This window comes from Escherichia sp. 93.1518, assembly GCF_013368915.2.
In the GTDB taxonomy this organism is placed as follows: Bacteria; Pseudomonadota; Gammaproteobacteria; order Enterobacterales; family Enterobacteriaceae; genus Escherichia; species Escherichia ruysiae.
In genome coordinates this window covers 34,527-55,063 of sequence record NZ_JABWMT020000009.1, presented here as the reverse complement: position 1 = coordinate 55,063, position 20,537 = coordinate 34,527, and the positions used below count along the sequence as shown (strand labels likewise).

The 20,537-nt window shown below is 52.2% G+C and carries 21 protein-coding genes; 7 read left to right on the top strand and 14 right to left on the bottom strand.

Annotated features, from left to right (window positions below; translation table 11 throughout):
* Genes potH through rlmC form a run of 4 tightly spaced genes read left to right on the top strand, consistent with a single transcriptional unit; the run spans window position 1 to window position 3,503 of the window.
* Window positions 1–945: a putrescine ABC transporter permease PotH gene (gene potH / locus HEN21_RS08655; RefSeq protein ID WP_016158999.1), complete on the top strand. Its 945-nt coding sequence runs from the start codon at window positions 1–3 to the stop codon at window positions 943–945.
* On the top strand, window positions 942–1,787 hold the full coding sequence (gene potI, locus HEN21_RS08650) for a putrescine ABC transporter permease PotI (protein WP_001061658.1): 846 nt from the start codon (window positions 942–944) through the stop codon (window positions 1,785–1,787). The genes potH and potI overlap by 4 nt, the downstream gene beginning before the upstream one ends.
* A gap of 59 nt (window positions 1,788–1,846) precedes the next feature.
* Entirely contained in the window at window positions 1,847–2,335 is a 489-nt protein-coding gene (locus HEN21_RS08645) for a YbjO family protein (protein ID WP_000389254.1), read from the top strand.
* 40 nt (window positions 2,336–2,375) lie between these two features.
* A complete protein-coding gene (gene rlmC, locus HEN21_RS08640; protein WP_176252374.1) occupies window positions 2,376–3,503 on the top strand; it encodes a 23S rRNA (uracil(747)-C(5))-methyltransferase RlmC in 1,128 nt (375 codons plus the stop codon).
* 28 nt (window positions 3,504–3,531) lie between these two features.
* Here rlmC and artJ read toward each other — a convergent pair whose 3' ends face one another.
* The 6 genes from artJ to HEN21_RS08610 all read right to left on the bottom strand — a co-directional run bounded on the left by artJ (window position 3,532) and on the right by HEN21_RS08610 (window position 8,141).
* Entirely contained in the window at window positions 3,532–4,263 is a 732-nt protein-coding gene (artJ, locus tag HEN21_RS08635) for an arginine ABC transporter substrate-binding protein ArtJ (protein WP_010349646.1), read from the bottom strand.
* A 275-nt stretch (window positions 4,264–4,538) separates the two neighbouring features.
* Window positions 4,539–5,207 carry an arginine ABC transporter permease ArtM gene (artM, locus tag HEN21_RS08630; protein ID WP_000895401.1) on the bottom strand — a complete coding sequence of 223 codons (669 nt, stop codon included), beginning with the start codon at window positions 5,205–5,207 and terminating at the stop codon, window positions 4,539–4,541.
* Window positions 5,207–5,923 (bottom strand): arginine ABC transporter permease ArtQ, encoded by a 717-nt coding sequence (gene artQ / locus HEN21_RS08625; protein WP_176252375.1) that lies wholly within the window; start codon window positions 5,921–5,923, stop codon window positions 5,207–5,209. Before artQ ends, artM begins: the two co-directional genes overlap by 1 nt.
* A 6-nt stretch (window positions 5,924–5,929) precedes the next feature.
* A complete protein-coding gene (gene artI / locus HEN21_RS08620; protein ID WP_000756564.1) occupies window positions 5,930–6,661 on the bottom strand; it encodes an arginine ABC transporter substrate-binding protein ArtI in 732 nt (243 codons plus the stop codon).
* Between the two features lie 18 nt (window positions 6,662–6,679).
* Window positions 6,680–7,408 carry an arginine ABC transporter ATP-binding protein ArtP gene (artP, locus tag HEN21_RS08615; RefSeq protein WP_000027203.1) on the bottom strand — a complete coding sequence of 243 codons (729 nt, stop codon included), beginning with the start codon at window positions 7,406–7,408 and terminating at the stop codon, window positions 6,680–6,682.
* A 217-nt stretch (window positions 7,409–7,625) separates the two neighbouring features.
* The gene (locus HEN21_RS08610) at window positions 7,626–8,141 is read right to left on the bottom strand and encodes a lipoprotein (RefSeq protein ID WP_010349649.1); all 516 of its coding nucleotides are present in this window, start codon (window positions 8,139–8,141) and stop codon (window positions 7,626–7,628) included.
* Window positions 8,142–8,266: 125 nt separating this feature from the next.
* Here HEN21_RS08610 and HEN21_RS08605 point away from each other — a divergent pair, with 125 nt between their 5' ends.
* A complete protein-coding gene (locus HEN21_RS08605) occupies window positions 8,267–8,590 on the top strand; it encodes a heavy metal-binding domain-containing protein (RefSeq protein WP_001160737.1) in 324 nt (107 codons plus the stop codon).
* Entirely contained in the window at window positions 8,587–9,417 is an 831-nt protein-coding gene (gene amiD / locus HEN21_RS08600) for an N-acetylmuramoyl-L-alanine amidase AmiD (protein WP_001255190.1), read from the top strand. Before HEN21_RS08605 ends, amiD begins: the two co-directional genes overlap by 4 nt.
* On the opposite strand, the gene HEN21_RS08595 is transcribed toward amiD, so the two are convergent.
* The 4 genes from HEN21_RS08595 to poxB form a co-directional block, all read right to left on the bottom strand.
* A complete protein-coding gene (locus tag HEN21_RS08595) occupies window positions 9,414–10,427 on the bottom strand; it encodes an NAD-dependent epimerase/dehydratase family protein (protein WP_024191085.1) in 1,014 nt (337 codons plus the stop codon). The two genes, amiD and HEN21_RS08595, sit on opposite strands and share 4 nt — an antisense overlap.
* A gap of 99 nt (window positions 10,428–10,526) precedes the next feature.
* Window positions 10,527–11,957, bottom strand: a complete 1,431-nt coding sequence (locus HEN21_RS08590; protein WP_176252376.1) for an SDR family oxidoreductase — start codon at window positions 11,955–11,957, stop codon at window positions 10,527–10,529.
* A 10-nt stretch (window positions 11,958–11,967) separates the two neighbouring features.
* On the bottom strand, window positions 11,968–12,969 hold the full coding sequence (gene ltaE / locus HEN21_RS08585) for a low-specificity L-threonine aldolase (RefSeq protein ID WP_000566423.1): 1,002 nt from the start codon (window positions 12,967–12,969) through the stop codon (window positions 11,968–11,970).
* Window positions 12,970–13,006: 37 nt separating this feature from the next.
* Window positions 13,007–14,725 carry a ubiquinone-dependent pyruvate dehydrogenase gene (gene poxB / locus HEN21_RS08580; protein ID WP_176252377.1) on the bottom strand — a complete coding sequence of 573 codons (1,719 nt, stop codon included), beginning with the start codon at window positions 14,723–14,725 and terminating at the stop codon, window positions 13,007–13,009.
* Window positions 14,726–14,876: 151 nt separating this feature from the next.
* Here poxB and HEN21_RS08575 point away from each other — a divergent pair, with 151 nt between their 5' ends.
* Window positions 14,877–15,311, top strand: a complete 435-nt coding sequence (locus HEN21_RS08575) for a DoxX family protein (protein ID WP_000258530.1) — start codon at window positions 14,877–14,879, stop codon at window positions 15,309–15,311.
* A 42-nt stretch (window positions 15,312–15,353) separates the two neighbouring features.
* Here HEN21_RS08575 and hcr read toward each other — a convergent pair whose 3' ends face one another.
* From hcr to aqpZ, 4 genes are all read right to left on the bottom strand, one after another.
* Complete coding sequence (gene hcr / locus HEN21_RS08570) at window positions 15,354–16,322, bottom strand: NADH oxidoreductase (protein WP_000178638.1); 969 nt, start codon at window positions 16,320–16,322, stop codon at window positions 15,354–15,356.
* An 11-nt stretch (window positions 16,323–16,333) separates the two neighbouring features.
* Window positions 16,334–17,986 (bottom strand): hydroxylamine reductase, encoded by a 1,653-nt coding sequence (hcp, locus tag HEN21_RS08565; RefSeq protein WP_000458802.1) that lies wholly within the window; start codon window positions 17,984–17,986, stop codon window positions 16,334–16,336.
* 143 nt (window positions 17,987–18,129) lie between these two features.
* Complete coding sequence (gene lysO, locus HEN21_RS08560; protein WP_105285203.1) at window positions 18,130–19,029, bottom strand: L-lysine exporter LysO; 900 nt, start codon at window positions 19,027–19,029, stop codon at window positions 18,130–18,132.
* 483 nt (window positions 19,030–19,512) lie between these two features.
* The gene (aqpZ, locus tag HEN21_RS08555) at window positions 19,513–20,208 is read right to left on the bottom strand and encodes an aquaporin Z (RefSeq protein ID WP_105286641.1); all 696 of its coding nucleotides are present in this window, start codon (window positions 20,206–20,208) and stop codon (window positions 19,513–19,515) included.
* Between the last annotated feature and the right edge of the window lie 329 nt (window positions 20,209–20,537).

Sequence of the window (20,537 nt, the reverse complement as noted above, 5' to 3'; positions counted from 1 at the left end):
ATGAGTACACTTGAACCTGCTGCCCAGCCGGGTGGATTAAAGCAATGGCTTACACAGTGGCAAATGAAGCACGGGCGCAAACTGGTGATTGCGCTGCCGTATATCTGGTTGATTTTGTTGTTTCTGCTGCCATTTCTGATTGTCTTTAAAATAAGCCTGGCGGAGATGGCGCGCGCTATTCCACCTTATACCGAACTGATGGAGTGGGCTGACGGGCAACTTTCCATCACTCTTAATCTCGGTAATTTTCTGCAACTGACTGACGATCCGCTCTATTTCGATGCTTATCTCCAGTCGTTACAGGTGGCGGCGATTTCGACCGTTTGTTGCTTATTGCTCGGCTATCCGCTGGCGTGGGCAGTGGCGCACAGTAAACCGTCGACCCGCAATATCTTATTGCTGCTGGTGATCCTGCCTTCGTGGACCTCATTTTTGATCCGCGTTTACGCCTGGATGGGGATACTAAAAAACAATGGCGTGCTGAATAATTTTCTGCTGTGGCTGGGGGTTATCGATCAGCCGCTGACCATTCTGCATACCAATCTGGCAGTTTATATCGGCATTGTTTACGCCTACGTACCGTTTATGGTGCTGCCGATCTACACCGCCTTGATTCGTATTGATTATTCGCTGGTGGAAGCCGCGCTGGATCTCGGCGCGCGTCCGCTGAAGACTTTCTTTACGGTGATTGTGCCGCTTACCAAAGGTGGGATTATCGCCGGATCAATGCTGGTTTTCATTCCGGCGGTGGGTGAGTTTGTGATCCCGGAACTGCTCGGCGGCCCTGATAGCATCATGATCGGGCGCGTTCTGTGGCAGGAGTTTTTCAATAACCGCGACTGGCCGGTGGCTTCTGCGGTGGCGATCATTATGTTATTGCTGCTGATTGTGCCAATTATGTGGTTCCACAAATATCAGCAAAAAAGCGTGGGGGAACACGGATGAATAATTTACCGGTCGTTCGTTCGCCCTGGCGAATTGTGATTTTGTTGCTGGGCTTCACCTTTCTCTATGCGCCGATGCTGATGCTGGTCATCTATTCATTTAACAGTTCGAAGCTGGTGACGGTGTGGGCCGGTTGGTCAACGCGCTGGTACGGTGAGTTATTGCGTGATGATGCGATGATGAGCGCGGTCGGCTTAAGTCTGACGATTGCCGCCTGTGCGGCGACGGCGGCGGCGATCCTCGGGACTATTGCGGCGGTCGTGCTGGTACGTTTCGGGCGGTTTCGTGGATCGAATGGCTTTGCTTTTATGATCACCGCGCCGTTAGTCATGCCTGATGTGATCACTGGCCTGTCGCTGTTGTTATTGTTCGTTGCCCTTGCTCATGCCATCGGCTGGCCTGCCGATCGCGGTATGTTAACTATCTGGCTGGCGCACGTGACTTTCTGTACGGCTTATGTGGCAGTTGTTATTTCTTCGCGTCTGCGGGAACTGGATCGCTCCATTGAAGAAGCAGCGATGGATCTCGGCGCGACGCCGCTGAAGGTGTTTTTCGTCATTACACTACCGATGATCATGCCGGCGATCATTTCTGGTTGGTTGCTTGCTTTTACTCTGTCGCTCGACGATCTGGTGATCGCCAGCTTTGTTTCCGGGCCGGGAGCCACCACGTTACCGATGCTGGTCTTCTCCAGCGTGCGGATGGGGGTGAATCCGGAAATCAACGCCCTGGCAACATTGATTCTCGGTGCGGTCGGAATTGTCGGATTTATCGCCTGGTATTTAATGGCGCGCGCAGAAAAGCAGCGGATACGCGATATCCAGCGTGCAAGACGTGGCTGAAGACACTAAAATTTGCCAACCTGGCTACATAATGCCGCGCATGTCGCGGCATTGTTTTCATGGAAGACGAAACGTTGGGATTTTTTAAGAAAACATCTTCATCACATGCTCGCCTGAATGTGCCTGCACTGGTGCAGGTGGCGGCGCTCGCCATTATTATGATCCGTGGCCTCGACGTGCTGATGATTTTCAATACGCTGGGCGTGCGCGGTATCGGCGAGTTCATTCATCGCAGCGTACAAACCTGGAGTTTAACGCTGGTCTTTCTAAGCAGCCTTGCGCTGGTTTTTATTGAAATCTGGTGTGCGTTTTCGCTGGTGAAAGGGCGTCGCCTGGCGCGCTGGCTGTATCTGTTGACGCAAATCACGGCCGCCAGTTACCTGTGGGCAGCTTCGCTCGGTTATGGTTACCCTGAGCTGTTCAGCATTCCTGGTGAATCGAAACGTGAAATCTTCCATAGCCTGATGTTACAAAAGCTGCCGGATATGCTCATCTTATTGCTGTTGTTCGTTCCCGCCACCAGTCGGCGGTTCTTCCAGTTGCAATAATGTGTATAATCCTCGCCCCTGATGATGTGAAGGTCAATGTATGCAGTGCGCACTTTACGACGCGGGTCGCTGTCGCTCCTGTCAGTGGATAATGCAGCCGATTCCAGAGCAACTCTCCGCTAAAACCGCCGATCTTAAAAATCTGTTGGCCGATTTTCCGGTTTCGGAGTGGTGTGCGCCGGTGTCTGGTCCGGAACAAGGGTTTCGCAATAAAGCCAAAATGGTGGTGAGTGGTAGCGTTGAAAAACCACTGCTCGGAATGCTACACCGCGACGGTACGCCAGAAGATCTTTGCGATTGCCCGCTTTACCCTGCCTCATTTGCGCCCGTTTTTTCGGCGCTAAAACCGTTTATCGCCCGTGCGGGTCTGACGCCCTACAACGTGGCGCGCAAGCGTGGCGAACTGAAATATATTCTGCTGACTGAAAGCCAGATAGATGGCGGTATGATGCTGCGCTTTGTACTGCGTTCTGAAACCAAGCTGGTGCAACTGCGTAAGGCGCTGCCGTGGTTACAGGCACAACTGCCACAGCTAAAAGTCATTACCGTCAATATTCAGCCAGTGCATATGGCGATAATGGAAGGGGAGACGGAGATCTACCTGACCGAACAGCAGGCGCTGGCAGAGCGTTTTAATGACGTGCCGCTGTGGATCCGCCCGCAAAGTTTCTTCCAGACAAATCCGGCGGTCGCCAGCCAGCTGTATGCCACCGTGCGTGACTGGGTGCGGCAATTGCCGGTAAATCATATGTGGGATCTGTTCTGCGGCGTTGGCGGTTTTGGTTTGCATTGCGCAACGCCAGAAATGCAGTTAACGGGGATTGAGATTGCGCCAGAAGCGATTGCCTGTGCGAAACAATCTGCTGCTGAACTGGGTCTAGCGCGTCTGCAATTTCAGGCGCTGGACTCCACTCAGTTTGCCACCGCTCAGGGTGAAGTGCCGGAACTGGTGCTGGTTAATCCACCGCGTCGCGGCATTGGTAAACCGCTGTGTGATTATCTTTCGACGATGGCACCGCGTTTTATTATCTACTCAAGCTGTAACGCCCAAACGATGGCGAAAGATATCCGCGAACTGCCAGGATATCGCATTGAGCGGGTACAGCTTTTCGATATGTTCCCCCACACCGCACATTATGAAGTGCTGACGCTGCTGGTGAAGCAATAAAAAAGCCGCATCTGCGGCTTTCTGAATCTTACTGCGGGAACCACTGATCGCTGATTTTCTGATATGTACCGTCTGCTTTAACGGCTGCCAGTGCCTTATTCAGTTTCTCCAGCAGAGCTTTGTTATCCGGACGTACAGCGATGCCCAGACCGGTGCCGAAGTACTGCGGATCGGTTACTTTCTCAGTCGCAACGCCCAGTTGCGGATTGGTTTTCAGCCACTCATTAACTACCGCTGTATCACCAAATACCCCATCAATACGACCATTTTTCAGGTCGATAAATGCATTCTGATAACTGTCATAAGAGACGGTTTTCACTTCCGGATGCTGATCCTGAATATATTTCTGGTGAGTGGTGCCGTTTTCCATACCAATACGTTTACCTTTCAGGTCGGCAAAAGTCTTATAGGTATCTTTTTTGGCAATCACGACGGCTGAGTTTTCGTAATAGGGGGTGGTAAAGGCTACCTGCTTGCTACGTTCCGGTGTGATGTCCATCCCGGAAATCACTGCGTCATATTTTCTGAATTTCAGTGACGGGATCAGGCTGTCGAAAGCGTGATTAGTAAAAGTACATTCTGCCTGCATTTGTTTGCATAACGCCTTTGCCAGATCGATATCAAAGCCGACGATCTGGTTATTTGCATCCATCGATTCGAATGGTGGATAAGTGGCAGAGACGCCGAAATTGATTTTCTCTGCGGCAGAAGCGCCGAATGCACAGGATGCAAGTAATGCGGCAAGAACTAGCTTTTTCATGATGGAACTCCCGTCTGTCAATCTTATGATTATTAGCCGTGTCTGCGGCATGGATTTACAATGCCATCAAATGAATTTATATGCAATAAATATGATTAAATAGTTTGTGCTAGATAAAAAAAAACGGACAACTTAGTGGGTTGTCCGTCTTCATTATAAGGATTTATGCACTATGTACGCCGCATCCGGCACAGGCCCCGTGCAGGTGTCTGATGCGACGCTGGCGCGTCTTCTCAGACCTACAAACCCCCCCGGCGAATGTGTACGCAGTCACATTAATTCCGACGTTCAAATGCCAGTGCTTTACGCTCAATCAGACGCATCATCAGCGTCAGCAGGCCGTTGACGACGAGGTAAATAATCCCCGCCGCGCCAAACACCATTACGTCGTAGGTACGTCCGTACAGTAACTGGCTGTAGCCCATCACTTCCATTAGCGTAATGGTGTATGCCAGAGAGGTACTTTTGAACACCAGCACTACTTCGTTGGAATAGGAAGAGAGCGAGCGTTTAAAGGCATACGGCAGGAGGATCGCCAGCGTATCTTTTTTGCTCATTCCCAGCGCGCTACAGGACTGCCATTGACCTTCCGGGATCGCGCGAATCGCCCCGTAAAACAGTTGCGTGGTATACGCCGCACTGTTCAGCGACAACGCAATTAGCGCACACAGCCACGGTTCCGACAGCAAATGCCACAGCGCCGGATACTCCTGCAACGTCGGAAACTGACCCGGTCCGTAGTAAATCAGGAAGATCTGCACCAGCAGCGGCGTACCGGTAAACAGCGTGATATAGCCACGCACCAGCCACACCAGCACCGGTGTTTTCAGCGTCAGGATGATGGTAAAAATCAACGCCAGAATCAGCGCCACAATCAGCGAGGCAACCGTCAGCGTCAGGCTGGTATGCAGCCCTTTCATCAGTTCGGGTAAATACTCAAGCATCAGCCAGGTCTCCGCTCAAAACGTGTCGCGCGCAGGTCAATGCGTTTGAGAATGTACTGGCTCAACAGGGTAATCACCAGGTAAATCGCCGCCGCCACAATGTACCAGGTAAACGGTTCCTGGGTACGGGTGGCGATGCTTTTGGTTTGCAGCATTAAATCATTCACACTAATCAAACTGACCAGCGCGGTATCTTTCAGCAGTACCAGCCACTGGTTGCCGAGACCAGGCAGCGCATGACGCCACATCTGCGGCATCACCAGACGGAAAAAGATAGCCGATTTCGACAGCCCCAGCGCCTGACCCGATTCCCACTGACCCACCGGCACCGCTTTCAGTGCGCCACGCAGAGTTTGCGAAGCATAAGCGGCATACAGCAGTGACAGAGCGATAACACCGCAAAGGAACGGGCTAACGTCGAAGTTCTCAATGTCCATCTGCACCGGGATCTGCACGAATCCAAGATTGATGGTGAAGCCATCCGCAAGCGTCAGCAGTAACTGCGAGGAGCCAAAGTAGATAAACAGCACCACCAGAATTTCTGGCAGGCCGCGTAGAATCGTCACTATCGCCGAACCTGCCCACGCAACAGGGCGCCATTTTGCTGACTCCCATACTGCAAAGAACATCGCCAGCGCCAGTCCGACAATCAATGCACAAACGGCAAGGCCGACGGTCATCCCGGCGGCGCTTGCTAAAGGAAAAAATTCATTCATCAGGAATTACTTCTGGAACCATTTGTTGTAGATGGTTTCGTAAGTGCCATCTTTCTTCACTTTTTCCAGCGCAGTATTAAATTTCTGCTGCAGTTCAGTGTTGCCCTGACGTACTGCGATGCCGAGGCCAGTACCGAAGTAATCTTTATCGGTCACTTTGTCGCCCACAGCCGCCAGTTTTGGATTATCTTTCAGCCATTCGGTTACCACTGCGGTGTCACCGAATACACCGTCGATACGCCCGTTTTGCAGATCCAGTTTTGCGTTCTGGTAGCTGTCATACGGGACTGTAGTGATTTCCGGATGTTTATCCATAATGAATTTCTGGTGTGTCGTCCCGTTCTGCACACCGACTTTTTTACCTTTCAGCTGATCAACGCTGGTGTATTTACCTTGCTGACCCACAAACAGGGCGGAGTTGTCATAGTACGGAGTGGTGAACAGCACCTGTTTTTCACGCTCTGGAGTGATATCCATACCTGCCATAACGGCGTCCACACGGCGGAATTTCAGACTCGGGATCAGGCTGTCAAATGCCTGGTTGGAGAAAGTACAGGTTGCATCAATCTCTTTACACAGTGCCTGTGCGAGGTCGACGTCAAAACCGACGATCTGGTTATTTGCGTCTATAGATTCAAACGGAGGATAGGATGCTTCGGTAGCAAAACGAATGGTTTCGGCAGCTGTGGCGGAAAGACTAAAACCTGCAATTAACGCGGCAATCAGAACTTTTTTCATTGTCGTTATCCCGAATCTTTAGTGAGAGAGATAGTTTTTAAATGCTTCGGTTTGCGGCTCGGAAAAGCAGCGCGCGTCGCCTTGTTCAACGATGTGACCGTTTTCCATATACACCACACGGCTGGCGGTTTTACGCGCCACTTCAACTTCGTGGGTGACGATCACCTGGGTAATATTGGTCTCCGCCAGCTCACGAATGATGCTGACGATCTGTGCCGTAATTTCCGGGTCCAGCGCGGCGGTCGGTTCATCAAACAGCAGTACCTGCGGCTCCATCATCAGCGCACGGGCAATAGCAACACGTTGTTGCTGACCACCAGAAAGGTGCAGCGGGTAACGATCGCTATAAGGTTTGAGACGCAGACGCTCAAGCAGTTTTTCTGCGCGAGCCAGCGCCTGATCTTTACTCAAGCCAAGTACGCGGCATGGCGCTTCGATCAGGTTTTGCTGCACGGTGAGATGCGGCCACAGATTGTATTGCTGAAACACCATGCCGACGTTGCGACGCAGGTCGCGAATCGCTTTGTCAGACGGTGTTTTGGTGAAATCGAAATGGTTGCCTGCAATGTTGAGCGTACCGGAGCGCGGCATCTCAAGCAGATTGAGTACACGCAGCAGCGAGCTTTTCCCCGCGCCGCTGGGGCCAAGTAACACCAGCGTTTCGCCTTGCGGGCAATCCAGCGTGATATCGAACAGCGCCTGGTGTGCGCCGTAGAAGCAATTAATGCCGTTTAATTGAATACTCATTGACACTCGTATACTGGCAGTCTGATAGCTATTGAGGTCGAAGATAGTACCTTTGACAGAATAATTATGCAATATTTCTGCTTTAAAAGTTAAAAGCAAAGCGCATTATTCAATAAACATAGCACAAAATAACGAGGGCGTTGTTCGGCGAGCATAAATGTCGGCATTCCTCACAGAATGCCGGACAATTTATGGGGGTTATAATCTAATCAAGGGATTAACGGTTCTCAATGGACTGGCGTAATGTCCCCGCTTTGGCGTGAACGCTGCCACCTAAATAGCGCACATCGTCGATGACCCAACACTGGCCTTCCTGAATCATCAGCACCTCATCCTGCCAGCTCTGGTCGCCTTGTTTCAGATCCACGCGCAACGGAATATTACGTGCATCGCGATTCGGGATGGTAGAAGCACTGGCGACGCGGGCGCTGTCTGGCAAGGTGGTACGACTGGAGAAGGGATCGCTGCTTAACAATTCACGTTGGTTGTTATTGCGGTTGGCATCGCTGAGCAGTGCCGCCAGTTTGTCACTCAAATACGGGCGCAGAGCGGTAATGTCGTTACTGCGATGCTGAATACGGTAGTCATAGAATTGCTGAGCCACGCTGTCAGGGCCGCCCTGGACGCAAGAACCTGTGCGGGAGCCGTTGTCTTTATAGGCTGGCGTGACGGTGGTGCAAGCACTGAGTAACAGTGCGCAAGGGATAAGCATGGTCAATTTGCTGTAGCGCATAATGATTTCCTTATAAGCGAACACCTTGAAAGCGTTCTACGATAATAATGATATCCTTTCAATAATAGCGTATCAGTCCGATAATGCTTTTGAGATCGAAGGCTTAGCATACAAGGAGATCGATCATGCAATTTTCCACAACCCCAACACTTGAAGGTCAGACCATCGTTGAATATTGCGGTGTGGTGACGGGCGAAGCGATTTTAGGCGCCAATATTTTCCGTGATTTCTTTGCCGGTATCCGCGATATCGTCGGCGGTCGTTCAGGGGCTTACGAAAAGGAACTGCGCAAGGCACGAGAAATTGCGTTTGAAGAATTAGGTTCCCAGGCACGGGCGCTGGGAGCGGATGCAGTGGTCGGCATTGATATCGACTACGAAACGGTCGGGCAAAACGGCAGTATGCTGATGGTCAGCGTCAGCGGAACGGCGGTGAAAACGCGTCGATGAGAAGAGTTTTCTGGCTGGTTGCGGCGATCCTGTTACTGGCAGGGTGCGCAGGGGAAAAAGGCATTGTCGAGAAAGAGGGATACCAACTCGACACCCGACGCCAGGCGCAGGCGGCATATCCCCGTATTAAAGTGCTGGTGATCCACTACACGGCGGATGATTTCGACACGTCGCTGGCGACGCTGACCGATAAAAAAGTCAGCTCGCACTACCTCGTGCCAGCCGTGCCGCCGCGTTACAACGGCAAACCGCGTATCTGGCAACTGGTGCCGGAACAAGAACTGGCCTGGCACGCGGGGATCAGCGCCTGGCGCGGGGCGACGCGGATTAACGACACCTCTATTGGCATTGAGCTGGAAAATCGCGGCTGGCAGAAATCAGCGGGGGTGAAATATTTTACGCCGTTTGAACCAGCGCAAATTCAGGCGCTCATTCCTCTGGCGAAAGATATTATCGCCCGCTATCACATCAAACCAGAAAACGTAGTGGCACATGCGGATATTGCCCCACAGCGCAAAGACGATCCGGGTCCACTGTTCCCGTGGCAGCAACTGGCGCAGCAGGGGATTGGTGCCTGGCCCGATGCATCGCGCGTTAGCTTTTATCTGGCCGGGCGCGCGCCATACACGCCGGTAGAAACCGCATCGTTGCTGGAACTTTTGGCACGCTACGGTTATGACGTAAAACCTGAAATGACGCCGCACGAACAGCAGCGAGTGATTATGGCGTTTCAGATGCACTTCCGCCCGACGTTATATAACGGCGAAGCGGATGCAGAAACTCAGGCGATTGCCGAAGCGTTGCTGGAGAAATACGGCCAGGATTAGCGCGGCAGTTTTCCGTGGTCGCGCAGCCAGGCGGCAGTTTGCTCAATACCTTCATTTAGCGTGATGATCGGCTGATAACCTAACTCTTCCTGCGCACGCGTAATATCCAGTGTAAAGTCAAAATTCAACTTGGAGACGCCGTAATGGGTCAGCGGCGGCTCTTTTGCTGACTTGCGTCCTAAACGCTCCATACTACGGGCAATCATATCCAGCATCGGGTAAGGCACCGACCGGATACGGCAATCAATGTTCAGTTCGTCGATCAGTTTCTGCACGATGCTGCGCAGAGTGCGATGTTCGCCGTTGGTAATGTTGTACGTACGACCAGAAGGCAACTTATCGCACGCTTCCTGACTCGCCAGCCACATAGCGTGCACGGCATTTTCATAGTAGGTCATATCGACCAGCGCGCTGCCGCCGTGGGGTAACAGAATGCTGCCGTAGTGGTGCATCATATGTGCCAGACGGGGAATAAAAACTTTATCGTGCGGGCCGAACAGACTTTGTGGGCGCAGAATAGTAAAGCGCGTTTGTGGGTTGGTCTGCGAAAGCATATTGATCACCTCTTCGCTGGCGGCTTTGCTGCGGGCAAATTCGTTGGCGAAGCGGTGAGGGCGAAAATCTTCTTTGATATCGCGATGGTGGTGATAGTCGAAGTACAGGGAGGGGGAAGAGATATGAATAAAATTACGCACGCCCCAGGCGACAGCCCATTCGCCCAGGCGGCGAGTGGCGCGAACGTTTGCCAGATCGAAAGCCTGCTGCGTTCCCCACGGCGAGGTAAAGCTGGAACAGTGCCACAGTGTATCAATGCCTGCGAGCATCACCTTCGCCTGCGATGAGACCAGCTCGGTCAGATCCGCATGGACAAACTCTGCACCTATTTTTTCCAGCAATTTGCCCATCGCTTCGTTGCGACCGGTTGCTCTCACACTGATGCCTTTCCGGCATAAAAACTCAACCGCGTTTCGACCTAAACCGCTGGTGGCGCCGGTAACCAGTACCTTCATATCATTCCACTGTTGTTGATAAAACGACGAGCGCATTCTTCCGTGATTTCCTCCTTGATGCAATGGGAAACGTGAAAGAATAACGCAGGTTTTTTTCGATTAATCTGTGCTTTGTTCTGCCAGTCTGGCGATTCGTTTTGCCATGCCGCGAAAAATAAACAGATGCGCGGGGATCATCAGTAGCCAGTAAAACAACCCTGGCATACCGTGAGGATGCCAGAAGGCGCGTACATCAATAGTGCGATAGTCGCCTTTATCTTCCAGCGTAAAACACAGTCGCCCAAGTCCTGGCGCTTTCATGCCAAATAACAGGGTAAGTTGTTTTTCCGGCTCGACGACAATCACTTTCCAGCTATCCACCGCATCGCCCGTTTGCAGATATTCCCGTGCGGGGCGACCTTTCGCCAGTTTGTGACCTATCGCGCGATCCATTAGCGCCCGGGTCTGCCACAAAATATTGCCAAAGAAATAACGTTCTTTACCGCCGATTTGATTCACCACCTGCCATAAAGCCTGAGGGCTGGCGGAAGTTTTAACGGTAAACCCCGCCTGTTTGGCGAAATAACCGTATTCTGGTCGCCAGCGGGCAAAAGCCTGAGCGTCGTATCCCCAGTCGCTGGAGTTAACCAGTTTTTCTTCTTCTTTCAGGGTGCGACGTACCGCGTCATCGAAGGCGATCAGCGGTTGTGGGATGAGCGCACGTAACGCGGTGTCATCCGCCAGCAGATCGTGTTTCAGCCCCTGAATCAACGCTTTGGCAGTAGTAGAGGGAACGGAGGTAATCACATTGAGAAACCACACCGAAATCCAGCGGGTGGGGAAGGGGACTGGAATCAACCAGCGATGTTTACCGCTCACCGCCATAAAATGTTCAAACTGCTGCTGATAGCTGAGCACCTCTGGTCCGGCGGCTTCGAATACCCGATGTTCGCTGGCCGGATGCTCCAACAGCGCCACCAGATAGTGCAGCAGGTTTTCCAGCGCGATGGGCGTGGTGCGTGAACGTACCCAGCGTGGCGGCGTTAACACTGGCAGGTTGTAAACCATATCACGCATCACTTCGAACGCTGCTGACCCGGCACCGACGATAATTCCGGCACGCAATTCGGTAACCGGTACATTCGCTTCACGCAGTATGTCCGCCGTAGCCTGACGAGCGCGCAGATGATCCGATTGCTCATGGGGCGGGGCTTGCAGTGAACTGAGAAAAATTAATTGCTTAACCGGCACTTCGCGCAGCGCATCGCGGACGTTGAGAGCCACCTGGCGCTCCTGCGCGATAAAATCGCCGCCTTCGCCCATGCTGTGCACCAGAAAATAGACGGTATCGATATCCTGCAATAGTGCCGGAAGATTATCCGGCCAGCTAAGATCGACTTTATGGCAACTGACATTAGCCAGTTGCAGCTTCGAAAGTCTGTCGACGTGACGTGCCGCCGCCAGAACCTGATGCCCCTGCTGGCTGAGTGTGCGCACCAGATGCTGACCAATGTAGCCACTGGCACCGAGAACTAAAATGCGTTGCGGCACGTCTCTCTCCTTAACGCGTCAGGAAAGCGCGCCAGTGGGCGGCAACTTCAGCCAGTTGTTCACGCGAGACGTCAAGATGCGTCACCAGGCGGACAATCGGCGAGGCGTTGATCAGTACGTTTCGCGCTTTCATGTATTCGCCTAACGCGGCAGCATTTTCTTCCCCGACGCGGACAAACAGCATATTGGTGTCCTGACGCATCACATCCGCGCCTGCCTCACGCAACTGCTCCGCCATCCAGGCGGCGTTGTCGTGGTCTTCCTGCAACCGTGCGACGTTATTTTTCAGCGCATACATCCCGGCGGCAGCCAGAATGCCGGACTGGCGCATCCCGCCGCCGGTCATTTTCCGCCAGCGGATGGCGCGTTTAATGTAATCACGATTGCCGACCAGTAACGAACCGACTGGCGTACCAAGACCCTTCGACAGACAAATGGTGAACGAGTCACAATATTGCGTGATCTCTTTCAGTTCGCAGCCGTAAGCCACTACGGCGTTAAAGATGCGCGCACCGTCAACGTGTAATGCCAGATTACGCTCGCGGCTAAATTCCCATGCTTCTTTCAGATATTCACGCGGCAGCACTTTGCCGTTGTGGGTGTTTTCCAGACTGAGTAATTTGGTGCGGGCGAAGTGAATATCGTCGGGTTTGATTTTCATCGCCACTTTATCCAGCGGCAGCGTGCCGTCAGCAGCAGCGTCGATGGGTTGCGGCTGAATACTGCCCAGCACCGCTGCGCCACCAGCTTCAAACAGATAGTTATGCGCGGCCTGACCGACAATATACTCTTCGCCGCGTTCGCAGTGACTGAGCAGAGCGACCAGGTTAGCCTGGGTGCCGGTCGGCAGAAAGATGGCGGCTTCTTTACCGGAAAGCTCTGCGGCGTAGTCCTGCAAAGCATTAACGGTAGGGTCGTCTCCGTAAACGTCGTCCCCAACCGGGGCGGCCATCATCGTTTCGAGCATGGCGCGGCTCGGTCGGGTTACGGTATCACTGCGTAAATCAATCATGGCATGTCCTTATTTATGACGGGAAATGCCACCCTTTTTACCTTAGCCAGTTTGTTTTCGCCAGTTCGATCACTTCATCACCGCGTCCGCTGATAATTGCCCGCAGCATATACAGGCTAAAACCTTTGGCCTGTTCGAGTTTGATTTGCGGCGGAATGGCTAATTCTTCTTTGGCAACAACCACATCCACCAGCACCGGACCATCGATGGAGAAGGCGCGTTGCAGGGCTTCATCGACTTCAGATGCTTTTTCCACGCGAATACCCGTAATGCCGCACGCTTCGGCAATGCGGGCAAAGTTGGTGTCGTGCAGTTCGGTGCCGTCTGTCAGGTAGCCTCCGGCTTTCATCTCCATCGCCACAAAGCCCAGCACGCTGTTGTTAAAGACGATAATTTTCACCGGCAGTTTCATCTGCACTACTGAGAGGAAATCGCCCATTAACATGCTAAAACCGCCATCGCCGCACATGGCGACCACCTGACGTTCCGGCTCCGTCGCCTGAGCACCCAGCGCCTGTGGCATAGCATTAGCCATCGAACCGTGGTTAAACGAACCTAACAGGCGACGCTTGCCGTTCATTTTCAGATAACGCGCTGCCCATACTGTTGGCGTGCCGACGTCACAGGTAAAGATGGCGTCATCGGCAGCAAAATGGCTAATTTGCTGCGCCAGATATTGCGGATGAATTGCTTTCTCGCTCGGTTTAGCTAAATCGTCCAGCCCTTTGCGGGCATCGCGGTAATTTTCCAGCGCCTTATCGAGGAACTTGCGATCGGTTTTTTCTTCCACCAGCGGCAGCAATGCACGCAGAGTCGATTTGATATCGCCGACCAGTGCCATATCCACCTTGCTGTGCGCACCAATGCTCGCTGGGTTGATATCAATCTGAATAATTTTGGCATCGGTTGGGTAGAACGCGCGGTAGGGGAACTGCGTGCCGAGCAGCACTAACGTGTCGGCGTTCATCATGGTATGAAAACCCGATGAGAAGCCGATTAATCCCGTCATTCCAACATCATACGGGTTATCGTATTCGACATGTTCTTTACCGCGCAGGGCATGAATAATAGGCGCTTTAATTTTCCCGGCAAACTCGACTAACTCTTTATGCGCTCCCGCACAGCCGCTGCCGCACATCAGGGCGATATTGCTGGAGTAACGCAGCAGTTGCGCCAGTTTGCGTAACTCTTCTTCTTCCGGTGTGACTACCGGCTGTGGCGCATGATACCAGTGCGTGGTCGCCCCTTCTGGCGCAGGTTTTAACGCCACGTCGCCCGGTAACACTACAACCGAAACGCCACGGTTTAACACCGCTTTGCGCATGGCAATCGCCAGCACTTGTGGGATCTGCTCCGGGCTGGAAACCAGCTCGCAATAGTGACTACATTCGCGGAATAACTCTTGCGGGTGGGTCTCCTGAAAATAACCGCTGCCGATTTCGCTGGAAGGGATGTGAGCGGCAATCGCCAGTACCGGAACGTGATTGCGATGACAATCGAACAGGCCGTTGATTAAGTGAAGATTGCCAGGGCCGCACGATCCGGCACAGACCGCCAGTTCTCCCGAAAGCTGGGCTTCAGCGCCAGCGGCAAAGGCCGCGACTTCTTCATGGCGGGTAGGCATCCACTCGAGAGTGCCCATGCGATTCAGGCTGTCGCTAAGGCCGTTAAGTGAGTCGCCCGTGACTCCCCAGATGCGTTTCACGCCTGCCGATTCGAGCGTTTTGGCGATATAAGCTGCAACCGTTTGTTTCATGGTTCTCCGTCTCCTGAATGTGATAACGGTAACAAGTTTAGTAGATGCTGCCTGTTGCGCTGGCTGAATACTGATATTTCTGTTGCTTTTAATCCGGGAATCGCCAAGGCTGATGCGAATGACATTTTTACGATAAAAGGACTTAATTCAGATGGTTACACCAATGTTAAATGCAGTGAACCGGATGCTGACGCATGAGGATTTTGGCAAATTATTGTTACGCCTGGCGGTGGGAGGATTGATGCTTTTCCACGGGATACATAAGTTATTTGCCGGAATTGACGGTATTAGTGGAATGCTGGTTGCAAAAGGTTTTCCTGGATTTATTGCCTACGGCGTACTGATTGGGGAAGTGGTTGCGCCGATATTGATTATATTAGGTATTTTGACGCGACCTGCCGCATTGGTTATCGCCCTGACAATGGTCGTGGCGTGGTTGATGGTGGGAATGGGAAAAACAGGGATGCTGGATAAAACCGGAGCCTGGGCGATTGAAAGCCTGGTATATTTTTTTATTGCAGCTCTGGCAGTCGCTTTTCTTGGTGCCGGGCGTTATGCCGTGGCGGGTAATTCTGCCTGGCGATAATTCCTTAAAAAATGCCCGGCTAAGTTTGCCGGGCATTAAACTTTAGGCGAGCACCATATCCCCCTGCGGATGACATGAACACGCCAGTACGTAACCCTCGGCGATTTCGGCGTCAGTCAGCGTCATTGTGCTGCTCACCGTATATTCACCGGAAACCACTTTCGTCTTACAGCAGCCGCAAACACCCGCACGGCAGGCGGCGACAACCGGAACTTTGTTGCTTTCCAGCGCCTCCAGCAGCGTGGTGCCAACCGGTGCGTAAAATTCTTGCGCCGGTTGCAGTTTGGTGAATTTCAGACCGCTGGTCGCCGCTTCCGCCACTGGCGTAAAGAATTTCTCTTTAAAGAAGCGTGTCACGCCAAGCGCCTTCACTTCCTGTTCTACCCAATCCATATACGGAGCCGGGCCACAGGTCATCACGGTACGTGAAGCCAGTTCAGGAACGCTTGCCAGCAATTCGCGAGTGAGACGACCCGCGATAAAGCCTTCGGTAACGTTATTTTCCGCCACCAGCGTCACCGGATAGTTGCGCCATTCGTCGGCAAAAATAACGTCCTGCGGCGTACGCACGTTGTAGATCACCTGCACATCTGCCTGCGGACGATTTTTCGCCAGCCAGCGACGCATCGACATAATCGGCGTGATGCCGCAGCCTGCCGCCAGTAACAGGAATTTATCTTCAGATTTATCGTCGCAGGTAAATTCCCCCATTGCGTCCGAAAGCCAGATATAGTCACCGCGTTTCACGTCGCGGGTCAGCCACTGGGAACCGACACCGTCATCAATCCGCCGCACTGTCAGGGTGATGTATTCACTCACGCCAGGTGTGGAGGAGATGGTATAAGCACGCAGCGTTTCGGCTGAGTTTCGTACGCTGACCAGCGCATATTGCCCGGCGCGATACGGATAGTAATCGTGGCAAATCAGGGAAATGGTCCACACATCCGGCGTTTCTTGCTTAATGTGATGAACCTGCATCCGCCACGGGCATTGATTCGTTGGCATCGTCATCGACAAACTCCTTACGCGCTCAACAGTTGCTTCATGTCTTCTTCAACAGTGGTGATAGAACGCAGGCCGAATTTCTCGTTCAGCACCGCCAGCAGATCTGGGGTCAGGAAGCCGGGTGCAGTCGGGCCGGTGACGATATTTTTCACGCCCAGAGAAAGCAGCGTCAGCAGAATGACAATCGCTTTCTGTTCAAACCAGGAGAGCACCAGCGACAACGGCAGATCGTTGACACCGCAGCCCAGTTTTTCTGCCAGCGTTACCGCCAGAATAATCGCTGAATAAGCATCGTTACACTGACCGGCATCCACCAGACGCGGCAGGCCTTCGATATCGCCAAACTCCAGTTTGTTAAAGCGATATTTACCACAGGCGAGAGTCAGGATCAGGCAGTCATCCGGCACGCTAGTGGCGAAATCAGTGAAGTAGTGACGTTCGCCGCGCGCGCCGTCACAGCCGCCAAGCAGGAAGATATGACGCAGTTTTTCGCGGCTCACCAGATCAATCAGCGTATCCGCCGCGCCAAGCAGCGTCTGGCGACCAAAACCAACGGTGATCAGGTGCGGAATTTCGCTGTACGGGAAGCCCGCCATTTGTTGCGCCTGGGCGATAACCGCAGAGAAATCTTCGCCATCCAGATGACGCACGCCCGGCCAGCCAACAATGCTGCGGGTCCAGATACGATCGTCATAAGCGCCGACGGTTGGGTCGATGATGCAGTTAGAGGTCATCACGATGGGACCAGGGAAGCGAGCGAACTCAACTTGTTGATTCTGCCAGCCGCTGCCGTAGTTACCGACCAGATGTTTGAATTTACGCAGTTCCGGATAGCCATGCGCTGGCAGCATTTCGCCGTGGGTGTAGACGTTAACGCCCGTGCCTTCGGTCTGTTCCAGCAGGTTGTAGAGATCTTTGAGATCGTGACCGGAAATCAGGATGCATTTACCCGCCGTCGCTTTCACGTTGACCTGAGTTGGCGTCGGGTGACCGTATTTACCGGTTTCGCCTGCATCCAGAATGCTCATCACTTTGAAGTTCATCTGGCCGATTTCCATTGAACATTCGAGAAGTGCGTTCATATCGGAAGGCCAGGTTCCCAGCCATGCCATGATTTTATGGTACTGGGCGTAAATATCGTTGTCATATTGACCGAGAACGTGTGCGTGTTCCATATAGGCCGCCGCACCTTTCAGGCCATACAGGCAGAGCAGACGCAGGCCGAGAATGTTTTCGCCAATCGCCGCTTTATCTTTGTTCGGGGTAAATTCTGCCGCCTGACGTTGCAGTTCGCCGAGATCGTCGCTCACCAGTTGTAAGTCCGCCATCGGGTTATCGACGTGGGCGTTGGCATCTACAGCCAGGCATTGTGCTTTCAGCGCCTCGCGCAGGGCAATCGCTTCACGGGCGTAGCCGACAATACGCGGAGAATCGAAGTTAACGTTGGTCAGGGTTGAGAAAAATGCGCGTGGCGCGAAGCTGTCAACGTCGTGGTTGATGATGCCGTATTCACGCGCTTTTACTGCCCAGGCAGAAAGCCCTTGCAGCGCCGCGATGAGTAAATCCTGAAGGTCAGAGGTTTCCGCCGTTTTACCACACATCCCCTGCGCGTATGAGCAGCCGTTTCCTGCCGGAGTACGGATAGTTTGTTCACATTGCACACAAAACATGATTACACCTTTTAAAGTTATATTTAATATACATGTTTAAGGTTAAGACTCTTCAAGACGGGATAAAAGGGGTTTTTCATGCAACTTTAAGGGAGATTGATTTAGCGCAATTTTGGCGGCAGGGATCTACCGCCAGAGAGGTATTACGCAGAGAAAAGGGCGATCAGAATTGGCACTAACAGACTAAGAATAAAACCGTGAACAATCGCCGCTGGAACCATCTCCAGCCCGCCTGTCCGCTGAAGCACGGGCAGGGTGAAATCCATTGATGTGGCACCGCACAAACCCAGTGCCGTTGAGCGACTGCGACGGATAAGGCCGGGGATTAACATAATGGCGATCAGCTCACGTGCCAGATCATTAAAAAACGCCGCGCTCCCGATTACCGGGCCAAAAGATTCAGTCAACAAAATACCGGAAAGAGAATACCAGCCGAAACCGGAGGCCATTGCCAGCGCGGTATTGATGGGGAGATCAAGAATAAAGGCATTAATTAAGCCACCAATTAAAGAACTGGCAACCACCACCATAGCGACAATCATTCCCCGGCGATTAAGGACAATCTGCTTTAAGGTCATGCCATTATTGCGTAGCTGAATACCGACGAGGAAAAGTAACAGAATTAATGTGTATTCGCTGGCTTCAGTAGCATGTTGTAAGAAACCTAATCCGCTAAGGCCAATGGCAAAACCAATTACGACTACGCCGCACAGTTTTAGCGACTCCAGCGCCATCGCAATACGTGACGGAAGTTTTTCTTGCTGGTGGTGATTACGCCACGGCAGACCGCGCTCCAGCCACAACAACGCAATAATATTGCAGAGTAAAATAATGGTAATGCTGACGGCGGAATAATGCAGTATCGCCAGCAAATTACTGGCGAGATTATCAAGGAACGCCAGACTGATGCCCATAAAAAAGAGAATGAGATAGACCATCCAGCTTAATAGCTGATTAATGCGTTTTAACGCAGCTTTTTGGCGAAGCGGAATGAGGTAACCCACAATCAGGGGAACCAGAATGATTAACAGCCCAGAAAACATGAAAACTCAGTCCTTGCAAAGAAGAAGTCGAAATGCGCGATGACACACTACTGAAAGCGGAAGGACGAGTAAAGTTGCAATTAAAAGGAAATGTTATGCATAAGGATCGGTAGGGTATTCATTTTCATTTAAAGATATTCTTGCGCTTTAATTACAAACCGCACCGGTGTTGGTGGCGTCAAAATCGCCGAGGCGTTCCCTGAAGGCCGGGGCAGCCCACATGGATGTGGGCTGAGGGCGCGTTTTACAGGGATGTTACCTCGCGCCCGACCCGGTAGCCGCAAGGGATAAGTCGAGGGCACCGCGCAGCGGCGATTTTGTTCGCCAGAGCCCGGGGGTGCAGGGGGCGGCGGCGATTGGCCGCCCCCTGCGCGCTCCCTGCGCCAGTGACTATATGTGGCTTAACACATCAAGGAGCGCAACAGGAAGATGAATCAATATATTTAAAAAAGGCCTGACATTGCGCCAGGCCTTCTGCGTTAATTAATTACGTTTTTCCAGCAGAGTACGGTAAATCAGACCACCGATAATACCGCCGACAATTGGCACCACCCAGAAGAACCACAGTTGTTCTAGTGCCCAACCGCCCTGGAAGATGGCAACCGCAGTACTGCGCGCCGGGTTAACGGAAGTGTTAGTTACCGGAATACTGATTAAGTGAATCAGCGTTAATGCCAGACCAATGGCAATGGGTGCAAAACCCGCCGGAGCGTATTTGTCAGTTGCACCGTGGATCACCAGCAGGAAACCCGCACTCAGTACCAGTTCAACCACCAGTGCAGAAAGCATGGAATAACCGCCCGGTGAATGCTCGCCATAACCGTTAGAAGCAAAACCGCTGGCTGCCGCGTCAAATCCAGCTTTGCCGCTGGCAATTAAATACAGCAGTGCCGCCGCAACAATACCGCCGACAACCTGGGCAATCACATAGCCAACGACTTCTTTTGCCGGGAAACGACCGCCTGCCCATAAACCAATAGTGACAGCCGGGTTAAAATGACCACCAGAAATATGACCAACAGCGAAGGCCATGGTCAGTACGGTCAGACCAAAAGCCAGCGCGACACCAGCAAAACCAATGCCTAATTCCGGGAACGCTGCTGCCAGCACCGCGCTACCGCAGCCACCAAATACAAGCCAGAAAGTACCAAAACATTCAGCTGCTAATTTTCTGAACATATCCACCTCAATTAAAAATTGACCCTGTGAAAAATATGGTCGTTTTATAGGGTCGTCGTAAAAAAGTGACGACAGAAATAATGCGTGGGTATTTTAAAAACGAAGGCGACTCATTCGCCAGATAAATAAATCCAGTAATTTTGATTTAGGGCAATAGTCAGTTCCCTCATATAGTCATTTGCCTGATTGACATTGTAGTGCAAACAACTGAATTAAGCCTTTGGAGGTAATAAAAATAATTCATAATGTAATTATTTGATTTCGTTGTTTTTTCAGGGGGATCGTTAAGAGGGGATATAACACAATTATTCGCTCATTTTTCAGACATT

What these genes read in the sequence shown, in the direction of transcription:
- HEN21_RS08595 (WP_024191085.1), bottom strand. Translation starts at nt 10,427, where the DNA reads ATGAAGGTACTGGTTACCGGCGCCACCAGCGGTTTAGGTCGAAACGCG.
- HEN21_RS08575 (WP_000258530.1), top strand. Translation starts at nt 14,877, where the DNA reads ATGGTTACACCAATGTTAAATGCAGTGAACCGGATGCTGACGCATGAG.
- HEN21_RS08605 (WP_001160737.1), top strand. Translation starts at nt 8,267, where the DNA reads ATGCAATTTTCCACAACCCCAACACTTGAAGGTCAGACCATCGTTGAA.
- lysO (WP_105285203.1), bottom strand. Translation starts at nt 19,029, where the DNA reads ATGTTTTCTGGGCTGTTAATCATTCTGGTTCCCCTGATTGTGGGTTAC.
- artI (WP_000756564.1), bottom strand. Translation starts at nt 6,661, where the DNA reads ATGAAAAAAGTTCTGATTGCCGCGTTAATTGCAGGTTTTAGTCTTTCC.
- hcp (WP_000458802.1), bottom strand. Translation starts at nt 17,986, where the DNA reads ATGTTTTGTGTGCAATGTGAACAAACTATCCGTACTCCGGCAGGAAAC.
- amiD (WP_001255190.1), top strand. Translation starts at nt 8,587, where the DNA reads ATGAGAAGAGTTTTCTGGCTGGTTGCGGCGATCCTGTTACTGGCAGGG.
- artM (WP_000895401.1), bottom strand. Translation starts at nt 5,207, where the DNA reads ATGCTTGAGTATTTACCCGAACTGATGAAAGGGCTGCATACCAGCCTG.
- HEN21_RS08610 (WP_010349649.1), bottom strand. Translation starts at nt 8,141, where the DNA reads ATGCGCTACAGCAAATTGACCATGCTTATCCCTTGCGCACTGTTACTC.
- hcr (WP_000178638.1), bottom strand. Translation starts at nt 16,322, where the DNA reads ATGACGATGCCAACGAATCAATGCCCGTGGCGGATGCAGGTTCATCAC.
- rlmC (WP_176252374.1), top strand. Translation starts at nt 2,376, where the DNA reads ATGCAGTGCGCACTTTACGACGCGGGTCGCTGTCGCTCCTGTCAGTGG.
- poxB (WP_176252377.1), bottom strand. Translation starts at nt 14,725, where the DNA reads ATGAAACAAACGGTTGCAGCTTATATCGCCAAAACGCTCGAATCGGCA.
- artJ (WP_010349646.1), bottom strand. Translation starts at nt 4,263, where the DNA reads ATGAAAAAGCTAGTTCTTGCCGCATTACTTGCATCCTGTGCATTCGGC.
- artP (WP_000027203.1), bottom strand. Translation starts at nt 7,408, where the DNA reads ATGAGTATTCAATTAAACGGCATTAATTGCTTCTACGGCGCACACCAG.
- ltaE (WP_000566423.1), bottom strand. Translation starts at nt 12,969, where the DNA reads ATGATTGATTTACGCAGTGATACCGTAACCCGACCGAGCCGCGCCATG.
- potH (WP_016158999.1), top strand. Translation starts at nt 1, where the DNA reads ATGAGTACACTTGAACCTGCTGCCCAGCCGGGTGGATTAAAGCAATGG.
- potI (WP_001061658.1), top strand. Translation starts at nt 942, where the DNA reads ATGAATAATTTACCGGTCGTTCGTTCGCCCTGGCGAATTGTGATTTTG.
- artQ (WP_176252375.1), bottom strand. Translation starts at nt 5,923, where the DNA reads ATGAATGAATTTTTTCCTTTAGCAAGCGCCGCCGGGATGACCGTCGGC.
- HEN21_RS08645 (WP_000389254.1), top strand. Translation starts at nt 1,847, where the DNA reads ATGGAAGACGAAACGTTGGGATTTTTTAAGAAAACATCTTCATCACAT.
- aqpZ (WP_105286641.1), bottom strand. Translation starts at nt 20,208, where the DNA reads ATGTTCAGAAAATTAGCAGCTGAATGTTTTGGTACTTTCTGGCTTGTA.